Source organism: Mucilaginibacter sp. (genome assembly GCF_039925265.1).
Taxonomy (GTDB): Bacteria; Bacteroidota; Bacteroidia; order Sphingobacteriales; family Sphingobacteriaceae; genus Mucilaginibacter.
The window spans coordinates 72517-89181 of record NZ_JBDSZG010000008.1; the positions used below are offsets into that span (position 1 = coordinate 72517).

The 16665-nt window shown below is 45.7% G+C and carries 17 protein-coding genes; 14 read left to right on the forward strand and 3 right to left on the reverse strand.

Going from position 1 to position 16665, the window contains the following annotated elements; all coding sequences use genetic code 11:
• Positions 1–2: 2 nt before the first annotated feature.
• On the reverse strand, positions 3–878 hold the full coding sequence (locus tag ABIX36_RS02325; protein WP_348080551.1) for a glycosyltransferase family 2 protein: 876 nt from the start codon (positions 876–878) through the stop codon (positions 3–5).
• A gap of 103 nt (positions 879–981) precedes the next feature.
• On the opposite strand from ABIX36_RS02325, the gene meaB reads away from it, so the two are divergent.
• On the forward strand, positions 982–1866 hold the full coding sequence (gene meaB, locus ABIX36_RS02330) for a methylmalonyl Co-A mutase-associated GTPase MeaB (protein WP_348080552.1): 885 nt from the start codon (positions 982–984) through the stop codon (positions 1864–1866).
• Positions 1867–1922: 56 nt separating this feature from the next.
• Here the strand turns inward: meaB and ABIX36_RS02335 are convergent, their stop codons facing one another.
• Positions 1923–3212, reverse strand: a complete 1290-nt coding sequence (locus ABIX36_RS02335; protein ID WP_348080553.1) for an aminopeptidase P family protein — start codon at positions 3210–3212, stop codon at positions 1923–1925.
• Positions 3213–3321: 109 nt separating this feature from the next.
• On the opposite strand from ABIX36_RS02335, the gene ABIX36_RS02340 reads away from it, so the two are divergent.
• From ABIX36_RS02340 to ABIX36_RS02385, 10 genes are all read left to right on the forward strand, one after another.
• Positions 3322–4794, forward strand: coding sequence for an OmpA family protein (locus ABIX36_RS02340; protein ID WP_348080554.1), 1473 nt, complete (start codon positions 3322–3324; stop codon positions 4792–4794).
• Positions 4795–4868: 74 nt separating this feature from the next.
• Positions 4869–5012: a DUF6728 family protein gene (locus ABIX36_RS02345; protein WP_348080555.1), complete on the forward strand. Its 144-nt coding sequence runs from the start codon at positions 4869–4871 to the stop codon at positions 5010–5012.
• A 32-nt stretch (positions 5013–5044) separates the two neighbouring features.
• On the forward strand, positions 5045–5425 hold the full coding sequence (locus ABIX36_RS02350) for a RidA family protein (RefSeq protein ID WP_348080556.1): 381 nt from the start codon (positions 5045–5047) through the stop codon (positions 5423–5425).
• 11 nt (positions 5426–5436) lie between these two features.
• A complete protein-coding gene (gene recG, locus ABIX36_RS02355) occupies positions 5437–7545 on the forward strand; it encodes an ATP-dependent DNA helicase RecG (RefSeq protein ID WP_348080557.1) in 2109 nt (702 codons plus the stop codon).
• Positions 7546–7594: 49 nt separating this feature from the next.
• Positions 7595–7873, forward strand: a complete 279-nt coding sequence (locus ABIX36_RS02360) for a type II toxin-antitoxin system RelE/ParE family toxin (protein WP_348080558.1) — start codon at positions 7595–7597, stop codon at positions 7871–7873.
• 18 nt (positions 7874–7891) lie between these two features.
• Complete coding sequence (locus ABIX36_RS02365; RefSeq protein WP_128532827.1) at positions 7892–8203, forward strand: HigA family addiction module antitoxin; 312 nt, start codon at positions 7892–7894, stop codon at positions 8201–8203.
• A 61-nt stretch (positions 8204–8264) separates the two neighbouring features.
• Positions 8265–9644 (forward strand): M20/M25/M40 family metallo-hydrolase, encoded by a 1380-nt coding sequence (locus ABIX36_RS02370; RefSeq protein WP_348080559.1) that lies wholly within the window; start codon positions 8265–8267, stop codon positions 9642–9644.
• Positions 9645–9771: 127 nt separating this feature from the next.
• Positions 9772–11049 (forward strand): MFS transporter, encoded by a 1278-nt coding sequence (locus ABIX36_RS02375; protein WP_348080560.1) that lies wholly within the window; start codon positions 9772–9774, stop codon positions 11047–11049.
• 338 nt (positions 11050–11387) lie between these two features.
• On the forward strand, positions 11388–12965 hold the full coding sequence (locus tag ABIX36_RS02380; RefSeq protein ID WP_348080561.1) for a tetratricopeptide repeat protein: 1578 nt from the start codon (positions 11388–11390) through the stop codon (positions 12963–12965).
• A gap of 294 nt (positions 12966–13259) precedes the next feature.
• Positions 13260–13433, forward strand: coding sequence for a hypothetical protein (locus ABIX36_RS02385; RefSeq protein WP_348080562.1), 174 nt, complete (start codon positions 13260–13262; stop codon positions 13431–13433).
• A gap of 278 nt (positions 13434–13711) precedes the next feature.
• On the opposite strand, the gene ABIX36_RS02390 is transcribed toward ABIX36_RS02385, so the two are convergent.
• Entirely contained in the window at positions 13712–15034 is a 1323-nt protein-coding gene (locus ABIX36_RS02390) for a polysaccharide deacetylase family protein (protein ID WP_348080563.1), read from the reverse strand.
• A 264-nt stretch (positions 15035–15298) separates the two neighbouring features.
• Here ABIX36_RS02390 and ABIX36_RS02395 point away from each other — a divergent pair, with 264 nt between their 5' ends.
• From ABIX36_RS02395 to ABIX36_RS02405, 3 genes are all read left to right on the forward strand, one after another.
• Positions 15299–15610 carry a hypothetical protein gene (locus ABIX36_RS02395; RefSeq protein ID WP_348080564.1) on the forward strand — a complete coding sequence of 104 codons (312 nt, stop codon included), beginning with the start codon at positions 15299–15301 and terminating at the stop codon, positions 15608–15610.
• A 98-nt stretch (positions 15611–15708) separates the two neighbouring features.
• On the forward strand, positions 15709–16299 hold the full coding sequence (locus ABIX36_RS02400; protein ID WP_348080565.1) for a TetR/AcrR family transcriptional regulator: 591 nt from the start codon (positions 15709–15711) through the stop codon (positions 16297–16299).
• A gap of 138 nt (positions 16300–16437) precedes the next feature.
• A complete protein-coding gene (locus ABIX36_RS02405; RefSeq protein ID WP_348080566.1) occupies positions 16438–16662 on the forward strand; it encodes a hypothetical protein in 225 nt (74 codons plus the stop codon).
• Positions 16663–16665: the final 3 nt, after the last annotated feature.

A 16665-nucleotide genomic window follows, 5' to 3' on the forward strand; every position in this document is an offset into this window, starting at 1 on the left:
TGTTATTTAACTACTTTATAATTTTTATACTCGCCAATCCGCCAGCCAAAAACATCCTCTATCCATTGCAGCGCCTTCCGCCGAAAATCCATACGCGATATTTTTTTAACATCGATGTCCAGTTTCCAGTTGGCCCGCTCTACGCGAGGCAGCAAAACAGCGGGATGGGTCTCTTTAAAGGGCAGCAGCCTGTCGGCGTTTCCATAATCAAATTCGTTCTCTTCTATCGCTTTTTCGTCGGGCACGTATTCGGGGTTATAAAACTGTGTGAAGTTTTGTCCCTTCCTCAGCAGGCCTTTTGACGATTTTACCCATCCGTAATGGTATATATAGGCATCTATTAATTTCACATTCAGTTTCCTGTCGCCGTACCTGAAACCCTGCGCATCGCGGTATGATTGAATGCCTTTATTGTTGCGCACAATGCGGATCTCGCGGCGGTAGTACCTGCGCGATTGCGCGTAAAAATCGTAAGAGCCGTAAAAATGGACGTACTTAAAAAGCAAACCTTCTATACTTTTATCGCTCAGGCAGGCTTCCATTTCCTTTTTAATGGTAGCGTGATATTTTTCATGCACGCATTCGTCGCCCTGTATATAAAAGGCCCAGTCGGCATCCGGCGAAATAGCGGCAAAGGCCTTATCGGTCTCCAAGGCAAATACCTGCCCGCCATTGCGCAGGCTGTTGTCCCACACTGTATTAATGATCTTTATTTTTGGCGAGCCTATGCCCGCTATCAGTTCGCCGGTGCCATCGTTGCTATCGCCCAAAGCCACAATAAATTCATCGCAGAGCGGCAGAATAGAGGTAATGGCCTCTACAATGGGGTAATCGTTCTTTATAGCGTTGCGGATAAATGTAAAACCGGCTACTTTCATTCGGCAGGGTATATTTGGGGCAAATATACTTATCTGCCCCCGCTCATTTTATATAAGCTTGGTTAATTAAATCTAATTTTTGTTACTTTATAGGCAGAGGCAAATGGCAAAATCCAATCTACATAGCAGTATCGATTTCCGAAAGGTGGCGCGCGAGCTTACCGTTGTAGAAAACAACCTGCCCGGTGCCGCGGAGGTTTTAAAGTCGCTGCCTTACAATACTACACCCATAACCGGCATTACCGGGCCGCCGGGTGCAGGTAAAAGCACGCTGGTAAATGCCATCATCAGCGCGCTATTGGTCAAAGGAAAAAAAGTGGCCATTTTAGCTATCGACCCTACATCGCCCTTTAATTTTGGCTCGCTACTGGGCGACAGGATCCGCATGGTTACACACTTTAACCATCCGGATGTGTTTATCCGCTCGCTGGCAACACGTGGTTCGCTGGGCGGCCTGTCTGCCAAAACTATTGAGATGGCCGATGTGCTCCGTTCCTCGGGTTTTGATCACATCATCATCGAAACCGTGGGCGTGGGCCAATCTGAAGTGGAGATCGCCGGCCTGGCCGACCAAACCTTCGTGGTGCTGGTACCTGAGGCGGGCGACGAGATCCAGAACATCAAATCGGGCCTGATGGAAATTGCCGATGCCTTTATCATCAATAAAGCTGACCGAGAAGGTGCCGACTCATTTATCAATAACCTTAAAAAGATCATCCATCAAAAAGAAGGAATGCAGATCCCGGTGTTGCGCGCGGTTGCCACCAAAAACGAGGGAATAGATGAAATAGCCGGGATGATATTAACCCCACCCCAAACACCCAACAGCCGCCGCGAACTGCTGCTCACCCAAAAAGCCTACAACCTCATCCAGCAAAGCCGCATGGCAGGCATCAACAAAAAAAAGCTCCAGCTAGATATTGCTGAAGCTTTGAAGGAGAAGTATTTTAATCTTTATATTTTTGTTGAAAAGGTTTTAAAGGGTTAGAAAAGTTTTAGATGTTAACAGATTCTAACAGGTCTAACTTTTTTAACCTTTCCAACTTAACTATTCATTATCTCCTCAATATGCGCTGCCTCTACCGGGATATCGGCCATCAGGTCTATGTTGCCATCTTTGGTGATGAGGATGTTGTTCTCTAAACGGATGCCTAATCCTTCGGCAGGAATGTATATGCCTGGTTCGCAGGTGAGGATGTTACCAACCTCGAAGGGTTTGTAACGGCTGGCGTAATCATGCACATCCAAACCAAGGTGGTGCGAGGTGCCGTGCATAAAATATTGTTTATACAGTGGCGCTTTAGGGTCCTGTTTGGCCACCTCGTGTTTATCCAGCAAGCCAAGGCCAATCAGTTCGCTCTCCATTATTTTGCCAACCTCATCGTGGTACTCATTCCATATGGTGCCTGCTATTATCATGCTGGTGGCAGCCTTCATCACACGCAGTACAGCATTATACACATCGCGCTGGCGCGGGGTAAAGCGGCCACTCACCGGTATAGAGCGTGTCATATCCGCATTATAGTTGGCATACTCGGCTCCAAAATCTAAAAGTATCACCTCGCCATCCTTGCAAACCTGGTTGTTATCTATGTAATGCAGCACATTGGCGTTGTTGCCCGATGCGATAATAGGGCTGTAGGCATGGCCCGTTCCACGTTGCTTGATGAATTCATGGATGATCTCGGCCTCAATTTCATACTCGGCTACACCCGGCTGTACAAATTTTAGTACACGCACAAATGCATCACGCGTAAGCCCGCACGCGGTTTTGGTGAGCGCTATCTCGGTATCTGATTTCACCACACGTAAGTCGCGCAGTATCAGGGCCGATCGTTCGTAATGGTGTAAAGGATACTTTGAACGGAGCGCCTCATACATGCGCATATCGCGGTATGGTACGGTGTGGCTGTAACGGTCGTTCTCGTTGGTGTTAATGTAAACATTATCAGCGTAGTTAATAATGCCATGCAAAATACTGTCATAATCCTGTAGCCAAAAGACGGCTTGGATGCCCGAAGCGGCCCTTGCCTCGTCCTTTGTGTACTTGTGACCCTCCCAAATAGCTATATGCTCGCTGGTTTGTCTTAAAAACAGTACTTCTTTGTATAACGGATTAGGACAATTCGGAAACAGAAGCAAGATACTTTGCTCCTGATCGATGCCTGAGAGGTAAAAAAAGTCGGGATTTTGCTTAAAAATGTAGTTTTGGTCACCGCTACGTAAAAACTCATCGTTTGAATGAAAAATAGCTATAGAACGCGGCTTAAGTCGGGAAACGAAATTTTTTCTATTAATTGTAAATAGTTGCTCATTTACAGGTAGATATTTCATAATTCAGGAATATGTGTTTTACTAAAAACAATTTATTTTCATTATTTGTAGTAGTAATTGTAAATTTTGGAACAAAGTTTGGTAATCGTTTCAAACATAATTACTAATTTTGAAAAAAATCACAAATAAATCGTTTAATCTTAAAACTATGAATTATTCTACATTAAAGAAAACAGCTGCCTTGTCGTTCGCTGCTTTGTTGACTGCTGGAATGGTAAGTGCGCAAGACAGCACTAAAACCGTTACCACTACAACAACAGTTGCAGACACAACAATGTCATCTGGCACAACCACCGCCAAGGTATTTGGTGGCAGGGGACAGTACAAAACTTTTAGCATCGGTATCAACGCTGGTGTTACTTCTCCGTTTCTTGCAATCGGCGGAACCAACGAATGGACCGATGCTGACATAGCTTTAGGCTATGGCATATCATTGCGCTCACAGTTGGCTCATTCATTCGGCTTGCAATTAGACGTACATGGTGGTAAAGTAAAAGGCCACAATGACCAGACCAACGGAGTAGACTACGGTCAAAGATGGGGGTATTCTACAAACTTTTACTCAGCAACATTAAGCGGTATTGTTAACGTTGCTACCATTGATTACATCCGTCGTAAAAACGCTATCAACTTCTTCATCACCGGTGGTGCTGGTTTGGCATTCTATAAGCCAAGCATTGCTATAAGTAAAGCTGATTACAATGCGGGCGTTTATCAATTCTATCGTTCAGATGCTAACGGTGATCCTACCACAATAGGTATACCTGATGGTACCAATGGCAAAAGAACTGTTAAAGAATTAATTATTCCAATTGGCGTTGGCGTTAAATTTAAACTTACCGATGCGGTTGCCCTTAACTTAGGTTACACCATGAACTTTATTGATGGTAATAACTTTGATGGCTCTTACAGCCCGGCTAAACCACAAGCAAGAGATAAATTCTCTTACGGTTACGCTGGTTTAGAGTTCACCTTAGGTGGCAAAGGCAAACCAAACTTAGACTGGGTTAACCCTGTAGCTATGATGTACGACGAATTGTACGACGAACAACTGCGCAGAGAAGTTGAAGCTCTTAAAACTCGTGTAACTAACGTTGAAAACGCTGTTACTGATCTTAAGAAAGATTCTGACGGTGACGGTGTTGCTGATCAATTCGACAAATGCCCTAACACACCTGCCGGTAGCGTAGTTGATGGTTCTGGTTGCGTTATCGTATTCCCTAAAGCAGATTCTACAATGGCGACAACTACTGGTACTGCTTACTCAAACATCCAGTTTGAATTTGACAGCTCAGTATTACGTACATCATCTTACCCTACATTAGATGCTACTTCAGCTGACTTACGTTCAACTGGTGCAACTGTACAGGTAAACGGTTACGCTTCATCTGAAGGTACTGCTGCTCACAACATGTCATTATCACGTGACCGTGCTAACTCTGTAAAAACTTACTTAGTTAACTCTGGTGTTACTGCATCTAAAGTAAAAGTTAAAGCTTTTGGCGAAACAAACCCAATTGCTGATAACTCAACTGAAGAAGGCCGCGTACTTAACCGTCGTGTAGCATTCGCTAAGAAATAATATTCCTTTAGAATAATATTATTGCGAAAGCCCCGGATAACCCGGGGCTTTCTTTTTTTTGTTAAATTTGCGGCATGTATTTCTTCCGCAAAAAGGACCCTAACCGGCCCACCAGTTTTAATCTTAAGGTAATGCATGTTATTAATGCTATCGCTATCAGCATGTTTGTGCTTGGCATTATCTATAAGCTTATCTACTGGTTTATCCTCAAGAAGTAACCGTGCTAACCTGTTGCCCTAACCAAACTTACATGAAAACGATCATCAATACCAACAACGCCCCGGCCCCCATTGGCCCATACAGCCAGGCAGTAGCCGCAGGCGGTTTACTTTTTGTATCCGGCCAGATCCCCATGAACCCCGCCACCGGCGAAATTGTAACCACCGGCATTACCGATGAGGCTACGCTGGTAATGGAGAATTTAAAAGGCATATTAGATGAAGCCGGCGTTAACTTCGACAGTATTATTAAAACCACCATCTTTTTAACCGATATGCAAACCTTTGCGCAGGTGAACGAGGTATATGGCAAGTATTTTACTGCCGATTTCCCCGCCCGCGAAACCGTACAGGTTGCCGGCCTGCCAAAAGGTGTTAATGTAGAGATCTCCATAATTGCGTTAAAGCCCTGAATTAATAAAAATTGAACAGCCAGCAGTTTCAAACACCCATTGAGTATTTAAAAGGTGTAGGCCTTGCCCGTGCGGAAGTGCTTAAGAAAGAACTGCAAATTTTTACGTTTGAGGATCTGCTCAAACACTTCCCGTATAAGTATATAGACCGGACCCGGTTTTATAAGATAAAGGATGTACAGCCCGACATGCCTTATGTGCAGGTGCTGGCGCGATTGGTCTCCAAGGAGATCATTGGCGAAAAGCACACCAAACGTTTGGTAGCACAGGCTAAGGACGATACCGGCGTCATTGAACTGGTGTGGTTCCAAAGCATTAAATGGGTAGAGAAATCCCTCATACCCGGCAAGGTGTACGTACTGTTTGGCAAGCCCGGTTTTTTTAACGGCAAAGCCCAGATGGCGCACCCGGAGATGGAGCTGTACAATTCCGGCGCAGCCCAGCAACGTGGCGCGCTCACCCTGCAACCCGCCTACAACTCTACCGAAAAACTAAAGCAGTTTACCCTTGATAGCAAAGGGCTGCAAAAACTTATAGCGGGGTTGCTGGACCAGCACGCAAAGGATATCCACGAGAATCTCCCCGCCTACCTGCTTAACCGCTTTAAACTGGCGCCCCGTGCCGATAGTTACCGCAACATTCACTTCCCCGATAATGCTGCGCAGCTTAATGAAGCCATCCATCGCTTAAAATTCGAAGAGTTGTTTTTCCTGCAATTAAAACTGCTCAAAAACAAGCTCACCCGCGCGTCGAAATTCAAGGGTAATGTTTTTGGAACGGTGGGCCACTACTTTAACGAATTCTACCACTATAAACTCCCCTTTGAACTTACCAATTCGCAAAAGCGGGTTTTAAAAGAGATCCGCATAGATACCCAGCGTGGCGTACAAATGAACCGCCTGCTACAGGGCGATGTGGGCAGCGGTAAAACGGTGGTAGCCCTAATGAGCATGCTCATCGCTATAGACAATGGCTTCCAAACCTGCATTATGGCTCCTACGGAAATTTTGGCCAACCAGCATTTTCAAACCATCAAAAGTTTGGTGGGCGACGATTTTGTAGAAGTAGCTTTATTAACCGGTTCTGTCCCCCAAAAGAAACGCAGGGTTATTCATGAAAAACTGGAGGATGGCAGCCTTAAAATACTCATAGGCACGCATGCGCTGATAGAAGATAAAGTACAATACCAAAACCTGGGCTTGGTAGTAATAGACGAGCAGCACCGCTTTGGAGTGGAGCAGCGCGCCAAACTTTGGCGCAAAAATATTGTGCCCCCGCATATTTTGGTGATGACGGCCACCCCAATCCCCCGCACACTGGCCATGACCTTGTACGGCGACCTTGACGTATCGGTGATAGATGAACTGCCGGCCGGCCGCAAGCCTATAGAAACCAGGCATTTTTACGAAGCCCAGCGCCTGCGCATGTTTGGATTAATGAAACAGGAGATAACCAAAGGCCGACAGGTATACGTGGTTTACCCTTTGATACAGGAAAGCGAAAAGCTGGACCTGAAGAACCTGATGGATGGTACAGAGATCATGAGTCGCGAGTTTCCACTGCCACAGTTCCGCATCAGTGTGGTGCATGGCAAAATGGCCGCAGCCGATAAGGATTTTGAAATGCAGCGTTTCATTAAAGGCGAAACGCAAATAATGGTGGCCACTACCGTAATAGAGGTTGGCGTAAACGTACCCAACGCATCGGTAATGATCATTGAGAATGCCGAACGCTTCGGGCTGTCGCAATTGCACCAGCTGCGCGGGCGTGTAGGCCGCGGTGCCGAGCAATCGTACTGTATACTAATGACCAGTCCAAAACTCAGCAACGATGGCCGTATACGCATCAACACCATGGTAAAAACCAATAACGGTTTCGAGATAGCAGAGATAGATATGCAGTTGCGCGGCCCCGGCAACATTGAAGGCACCCAACAAAGCGGTGTACTCGACCTGAAAGTGGCCAACTTGGCTACCGATCAGGAATTGCTGATACTGGCCCGCAAATGCGTGGAAGGCATCCTGGAGAAAGACCCACAACTCACCCTCCCCGAAAACCTTTTACTAAACCAGCCATTCCAGGCAAAAAATGCAGGTTTAAGCTGGGATAAGATCTCGTGAAAAATAAAAATAAGTTTGCAACGCGAAACGTTTCATGTTACATTTGCATATGATCGTAAGTATACGCCATAAGGGGTTGAGACAATATTTCGAAAAAGGAGATGCCTCGAAACTTCAACCTCAACACTTAAGCAAAATACGATTAATTTTAACCCGCTTACATGCAGCAAAAGTTATTAACGACCTAAACGTCCCCGGCTACGCACTGCATCAATTAACCGATGAGTTAAAAACCTTTTGGGCTGTTAAAGTTGATAAAAACTACCGCATCATTTTTCAGCTTATAAGTGAAAATGTTTACGAAGTGGATTATTTAGATTATCATTAATTAGGAAGGAGATTTAAAATGCATATGTTCGACCCCGCCCACCCAGGCGAATTAATACGGGAAACTATACAAGGACTACAGGAAGAAACCGGTAAAAAGTTAACCGTGGAACAAGTTGCTATCGGATTAGGCACAACACGTAAAACATTATCGGCAATTATTAATGGCAAACAAAGTGTTAGTACCGAAATGGCACTTCGCCTGAGTACTGCCTTTAATACTACGCCCGAATTTTGGTTACATACCCAGGAAAATTACGATTTAGCCCTGGCGCGTAAAACAGTAGATGTTAAACACGTTAAAATTTTTTGGCAACCAAAGGTTGCATAAATCTTGAAATAACATCTTAACTATTACATTTAGATTATTTTTGCTTAAACACCCATTTACCATGAAGAAATTCTTACTTCTCCTCTCTTTATTTTTTGCCGTTACCACGCTTAAAGCGCAAGATTCATTAATGATACGCAAGCTGTATGATGAAGCTCTTGTAAACGGCGAATGCTACGAAAACCTGCGTTACCTGTGCAAAAAAATAGGCTCGCGTTTAAGCGGATCGGTTGGTGCAGAAAAATCTGTAGCGTGGAGTAAAAAACTCATGGATACCTATGGCTTCGATAAGGTTTACCTTCAGGAAGTAATGGTACCGCACTGGGTTCGCGGTGCTAAGGAGGAGGGTTTTATTATTGATGGTAAAACCCGCATCAAGGTTCCTATCGCGGCGCTGGGCATGTCGGTTGGTACGCCTGCTGCCGGTATCACCGCCAACATTGTTGAGGTGAAAAGCCTTAAAGAGCTGGACGCGCTTGGCGAAAGCGTAATAAAAGGCAAGATCGTTTTCTTTAACGGCCCATTCGATCCCCGGTTTATCGAAACCGGACAGGGTTATGGTGCGGCGGGGATCCAACGCTTTGCAGGCCCATCGGCTGCTGCCAAATACGGCGCTGTTGGCGCGATTGTACGCTCCATTACCCCTGCGCTTGACGATTACCCACACACCGGCGGTACCGTGTATGCAGAAGGCGGCCGAAAGATCCCCGCGGCGGCTATCTCTACCCTTGCGGCAAATAAGCTTAGCAACATGTTAAAACTGCGCAAGCTGCCCCTTATTAAATTCTACTTTAAACAAAGCTGCCAAACCCTGCCCGACGTAAAATCATACAACGTTATTGGCGAAATAACCGGCAGCGAAAACCCTAATAAGTTCATTACCGTAGGCGGCCACCTCGATTCGTGGGACCTGGCCGAAGGCGCGCATGATGATGGCACCGGCGTAGTACAATCTGTAGAAGTGCTGCGCATCTTTAAGAAAACCGGCTACAAACCCAAAAATTCGGTACGCGCGGTATTCTTTATGAACGAGGAGAACGGGCACAAAGGCGGCCTTAAATACGCAGAAGTTGCCGCTCAAAATAAAGAGGAGCACATCGCCGCCATAGAAACAGACGAAGGCGGTTTTACCCCGCGCGGTTTCAGCTTTCAGGGTATCCCAGCATCGCAATTGAAAGCTATTAACGATAAATATAAGGCGCTGTTTGAACCTTACGAGGCCGACAGGCTGGTAGCGGGCGGCGGCGGTACGGATATCGGTCCGCTTAAAGAAACCATACCATCCATCGTACTGATAGGTTTCCGCCCCGATTCGCAGCGGTATTTTGATATCCACCACACACCAAACGATGTATTTGAGAACGTAAACAAACGCGAGCTGGAACTGGGTGCAGGCGCCATAGCAGCCCTGGTTTATTTGATAGACCAGCACGGCTTATAAACCAAATACAAAGAGGCGCCCAATAAAGCGCCTCTTTTTTGTTATAATAAAGCCACAAAACCGTTACCATTGCCATAATAAAAACACAGGTTTGTAAATTGCAGGCCTCAACACAAACACCTCATCAATGCCCGAAGAAGATAGTACAAGCCCCCGGATAGAAACTTTTGCCGCGTTACGATACAAGGATTTCAGATCTTATATCGGCATGCGTTTTTGCTTCACTTTTGCTTACCAGATGCAGGCCGTTATCATCGGCTTTTATATTTACCACCTCACTAAAGACCCTTTCGCTCTTGGCCTTGTTGGTCTTTGCGAGGCCATCCCCGCGGTTGGCATAGCGCTGTACGGCGGCTACATTGCCGATAAATCCGAAAAACGCAAAATGCTCCTGTTGATATTTATTGGGGTTTTCATCTCCTCGCTGGTGATGTTTTTAATAACCCTAAAGGGGGCCGGTAATTATATCCACCAGAGCTGGGTGGTGCCCACCATTTATGTAATGATATTTTTTAATGGCGTTGCACGTGCATTTTACGGCCCGGCAACCTTTGTTATCTACACCCAAAGTGTGCCTAAAGAAATTTATACCAATGCCGCCACCTGGAGCAGCAGCACCTGGCAAATTGCATCAATTTTAGGCCCTGCGGCCGGCGGGCTCATTTATGGGTTTCTGGGGATCTCGGTAACCTTTGCGGTTATCCTTGTTTTCCTGGCTGTGTCGCTTGTGCTTATTTACCTCTTAAGGTCGTACCCGCCTATTTTTGTGCCGAAGGAGAATATCTGGAAAAGCCTATCAGAGGGGATAAAATTTGTATTCAACAGTAAGATGATGATAGGCGCTATGAGCCTCGATCTTTTCTCGGTGTTTTTTGGCGGCGCTGTCGCGCTTTTACCGGTTTTTGCCAACGAGATATTAAAGGTTGGTGCCGAGGGCTTGGGTATTATGCGTGCCACTACATCGCTTGGCGCAGTATTAACCATGCTGGCCATGGCCCGGTTTTCACCTATGGGCAAACCATGGCGCAATTTGCTCATAGCAGTTACCGGCTTTGGCCTCTCCATCATTTGCTTTGGCTTATCGCGTAGCTTCTACTTATCACTTATCTTTTTATTTACCGAGGGCGCGTTTGACAGCGTCAGCGTAATTATTCGCGGAACCCTTATGCAGCTACTAACACCAGATCATATGCGTGGCCGGGTATCGGCGGTAAACGCCATGTTCATTGGCTCGTCTAACGAAATAGGTGCCTTTGAATCAGGTACGGCAGCAAGGTTGCTGGGCACCATCCCCGCGGTATTATTTGGTGGGAGCATGACTTTGGCTATCGTAACCATTACCTACCTTAAAACCAAAAGCCTCATACCACTCTCGTTAAACCAGATACAAACACCCGAAAACTAATTGCTTAAACCAATACTTAATTAACGGTTTAAGCAATTTTTTAAAATGGCCTATTAATTAAAAATTGATTTAAATTTAACTTCCGGTCGGGCGTAAAATGTCTATATTTAGTAGCTTAACTGAACTACACATTGACCCCGAAATGTTTAAATAGATCAAAAGGCATTCTGCTGATATTGGCGTTATTTTTTGTCGCGCTTACATTATCCGCTTTCAGGACAGTCGTTCAAAATAAGCCACCAGCCTACACACCCGGCTTGTTTGCCCCCATTAAAATCCTGCCCGAAAACAAACGGATTGACGAGGCGCGCCGGCTTTACAAAACCAGCTGTCGTACTATGGCTGAGCGGGACGCCATGAAAAGTCTGGATGATCTTGCCGCTATAGCTAAAGAACAGGCCGACCTATCGCTGGAGTGCGCCGTATTTGATATGCGAGCCGACTACTATTCGGTGAATCGCGGATACAATCCCATAAGTAATTCGTATTACGACAAAGCGATCCTATTTGCCGATGAGCATGCGCTGTCGCTCGAAACCGCTATATACATGCACCGCAAGGCGGTATACCTGCTTATCTACAAACAAAACATCTCTGCCTGCCGGTATTTTTTGTTCGCGCAGGAAAAATTTCGAGAAATTGGTTTTGATAAGGTGCCGGATATGGGTTCCTATTTTTCGCAGCTCGCGGATTTTTACTACGCCATGAGCGATTATGACAACGCCCGCGAAAACCTGAAACAGACCTTAAAATATCAGCAGCCGGCAACACGGGGCCGCGTAAATACGTTAAACACCATCGGCTTAACCTATCGTAATACGCAGCAGTTTAAAACCGCTATGAAGTACTTTGATGAGGCTTTAAATATGGCGAAGACCACTCGCGACAGTGCCTGGGTGGGTATTATAACGGGTAACATCGGTTCGATATATTTTATGCAGGGGGAGTATAAAAAAGCACTGCCTCTTATTCAAACAGATTTTAGGGTATCGTTACAATACAACCAAACCGTTAATGCCGCTACGGCAATGCTGCGCCTGGTAAAAATAAGCCTGGAGGCCGACAGTCTTAGCCAGGCGTCACAACAGCTTGCTCTCGCCGATAAACTGCTAACCCAGGCCCGCGAAGATGTGCTGCGATACCGCGTAACGTATTACGAGCTTAAAGCATTACTGTACGAAAGACTTGGTGATATGACGCAATCTAACCTGTTCAACAAAAAATACAGCGCCGCCAAGGATAGCCTCGAAAACCGCGACAACCTTGCCGCAGTTGAGCGTGTGCGTTTGCAATGGGAACTGGATAAAAGCAAGGCCCAGCTAAACAAACTAAAAATAAATGCCGAAATTGGGGCATACAAACGCAATACCGTTATTATTGTACTATTGCTTTTGATGGTGATAAGTATCCTCATCTATAACCGGCAGCGGTTAAAAAGCAAAAAGGACCAGGAGCTACTGGCATCAGAAAAATTGCGGCTGGATGAAGAATTAAATAACGCTACCCTTGCCCTGCACGGGTATACCGAAAACCTGATGCAGAAGAACCTGCTGATAGAAGAGTTTAAAACCGAGGTGGAAAAACTACAGGTAAAATTCATTAATGAAGGCGACGCCCGAGAGCTGGATAATATGATGAAGGTACACATCATGACGGATGAGAACTGGGGCGAATTTAAAAAGCTTTTTACCAAGGTACACCCCGCGTTTTTTTATCGCCTGCGCAATAAATACCCTCACCTTACCGGCACCGATACCCGGCTGATGGCACTCATAAAACTCAATTTGAATAACCGCGAAATGGCCGGCATGCTTGGCATTACTACCGACGGAATAAAGAAGGCCAAACAACGCCTGCGTAAAAAAATGGATCTGGAGGCCGGTACCGAAATGGAAGATATCGTTACAAAAATATGAGGCTGCTTATTTATAACCCTCCCATTTTGTCCTCCTTTTGTCCACCCCCAAAATTTTCTTTTAAATTAGCATAACAGGATATTTGAACGTAGTCAGCTAATTAATTTCATCTCGCAAATTGGCATTAATTAATTCAGCAGCAGATTAACTATAACGCAATAAAAGCCGTACATTTATTTCATAAACGCCCAACTCCCGCCTGCATTTGCAGCACAACCAGTTAGAGACGATTTAAATACAGTTTTGCAGATCGCTACCGCGATTACGCGCAGAGCAGCAAAACATTAAAAACGAATGTCCGCCTCCTTTGGGTACAGATCGTTTTTAACGGCGAACAGCAGGGCACCGGCCCTGCCCGATATATTCATCGCCATTTGCATTCCATTTATTTTCCTGTTGTATGCCACGCGGTACAACAACATACTAAAGCAGGCTTGCTACCTGCCGGAAGATTTTTTTAGCTACTAAGATGCAATGCGGTTCTACTAAGCCCATTGCGAAACATTGATACTGGTGATAATAATTAAAGTTTAACGTTTACAAAGACCCCGATGGAAACAAAGAACAACAAAAACAAATGCCCTAAATGCGCTGTGGGCATTCTCAACCGCAGGGCCAAAAGGCCATTTTGGATGAAAACACTATTTTTTTGGCTACCTATAAAGCGGTACGAATGCGGGAGCTGTTTCAGGCGTTCGTACGTGTTTGGCTCATACGGCACACGCAACGCGGTAGAAGCATAGCTTTTAAATAGCCCTTAACTTTATCGGCGATGCATTGGCGTAAGCCTTGTACAAAACGTAGCGTGTGGCCCCACCCGGCTGCACAACCGGCACAACCGTACTTGTTTTAGTGCCCTGGCTCACCCTTACCTTTTTCCAACCGGCGGGTACATACGTTTTAAGGCTGAGCGGCAAGTTGTACATGGCTTTATTTAACGGGTGGCTAAGGCTTACCGTAATGCCGACATTGGTGCTGGTGGCTTTAACGCTGGCACTCTGCCGCTCGCGGATGTAACGCGCCGCATCGCCAAATGTGGCTACCCATAGTTTATTGTCTTGGGCCTTAATGTAGCTGAAGTATACATCCAGTTGCTGGTGGGTTAATGCTTCCCAGCCAATACCATCAACACCGTGGAAGGTAAGCACCAGCCAGGTATTGGTTTTATTGGCCGTAGTATCAGCCCAGGCTTTCATCATGGGCATGGGTGTTTTGGTTGTTGCCCCGCGCTGAAACTGGATGTATTCCTTATCGGTATTACCCGGGTCGCTGAGGTTGCTACGGCTGATCTCCTTTAGCCAGGGCTCGGGCATCCGGTTACGTAAGGCGGGGTAAACCTTATACAGGTATTGCATTACACGCTCATTCTCGGTACCAAAGGGGCCCTCTGCCGAAAAGGTGTACCGCGCGCCAAGTTCCCTCAAAATATCCAGGCGGCTGCTTTGCATTTCGTAAAGCATATTGGCCTCATCCAGCGCGGCAAGGCGGGGGTGGGTAACCATATGGCTGGCAAACTCGTGCCCCTGTTTGGCGTAGCCACGTATATCGGCCCAGGTGGTGCCGTGGGCGTCCATATACTCGGTATTGTGCTGAATACCTGGCTTAAACTCGTTGTTACGTACTTTTTGGTACAACTCATCCATCACCGCATAAGCCTCAGCCAGCTTACCTGCATCAACCAGTGAGCCTGCCTTATAATGATAATCCAACGGGCCAACCAAACCCAGGTAGCCTGCAGCCGAGGCACGCTCATAAAAATTATCCGCATTGGTTGGCACGGTGGCAGTTTCGGCAATAATGGAGCCTACGGGCCGACCAGTAAATTCGCCCTGGTACCTGGAGCCCGGTATTTGCCCGGTAATAATAAAGAAGGTAGCTTTAAGGTTTAGCTTATTCAGCACCGGCAGGGCCTGCTTAAACTGGTTAATGGAGCCATCATCAAAGGTGATAGAAACGGCGCCGCGCTTATCGTCCGGCCAGCGGGTGATCGTAGTTTCGCCCGACGACTGGGCTTTCGCCTGGTACGCAAACAATATAAACGCAAAGGCAGATAACTTTAGGTATTTCATTTAAGGCTGATGATTAGCGGTTTATAAAAGCGAATATAAGACGAAAGCCGGAAGCAAAGCGCCAACATTGGTAATTGTTACAAAAGCAGCATCAACATTTTATTTGATATTTTATACCGTGTTTTCACCCTAAAAAAAGGGTGAAAATCGGGTACTTCTACGTATTTTTTATTTGACTGCGGCAACCTATCTTTATTGCGCCCCTAAACCTTATCACAATCAATAGATTCCCCAGCCTTAGCTTTCCGTGGTAACTAATTTAAAATGATCATCCGTATTTTAATCGTCCTCATTTTACTTTTATCCGTTTTAAATATTGTTGGCCAACCAGCCCATGCCGGCCACCTCAACCAGGCAGCACAGTTGGTCGCTCCACAACAAATGCCTCCCAGCCTCAGTCCCATTATCGAAATACTATCGGCACTCACCGTTTTATTGCTCTGCCAAAACTACCTCAACCGGCAGCTAAACAAAATTAAGGCCTCGGCACTTAAAGCCAAATTAAGCAGGCGGCTTTTCCATCAACGGATAAATCCCGGCATGCCTCTTTACAGCAATTCTTTACAGCAGGGTTAATTCATCTCATCCTTCTTTTTTCTTACCTGTTAAAAAAATAAAATATATTTTATAAGTAAATGAATATTCATTTATATTTGTAGCGTATTAAACAAAACATGCGTACAAGAGATAATAGTAAAGAACAACTGGTAAAGCAAAAAGCCGTAGAGCTGATGGTAAAACATGGCATGGAAGGCTTTAGCATGAATAAACTGGCTAAAGAGTGCCGTATATCGGTAGCTACGCTGTACATCTATTATAAAGACAGGGATGATTTGATCATGAATATAGCAACTGAAGGCGGCACGCTCTTCAGTGATGCATTGATCAAAGATTTTGACCCGGATGCCTCGTTTGAAGATGGGCTGCGCGTACAATGGAAAAACCGCTATCAGTTTATGAAGGAGCACCCACAGCTTAACCTGTTTTTCGACCAGTTGCGAAGCTCCAGTTACCAGGAGAAATTCCTCGCGGGTTTTCTGCAGGAGTTTAAGCAGATGATGGGCAAGTTTATGCATAACGTAATAGCACGCGGCGAGATAGAAAAGATGCCTTTTGAAACTTACTGGTCTATAGCCTTCTCGCCACTATACGCATTGGCCCGGTTTGATTACGAAGGGCAAAGCCTGGGCGGGATGCCTTTTAAACTAACCGATGAGGTGTTGTGGAAAACCTTCGACCTGGTGGTGAAGGCGTTAAAAAAATAAAACGGCGGCGTATCCAATATTCCGGGCTGATGATCGTCAACGATGATAGAGCCCCATCGGATGGGGCTGCCAAAAAAAGAAAAGTGATGTACTGTCCAATTATTTGCCCGGCAATAGTTATTGGATAAAGTTGATACCATGGAGAATTTTAACCACGTACTGCTATTTAAAACCAACATCAGCTGCGACGCCGATAAGGCTTTGGTATGTGCCATGCTGGGCGCTAGGCCGGGGGTTGAAAAATGGAGCGTAGATACCGAGGATGAAGACTGTGTACTGCGGATAGTATCGTACACCCTGCGCCACCAGGAAATAATTGAATTGATAAACTATCACGGCTACGAGTGCTGTGAACTAATATAAACC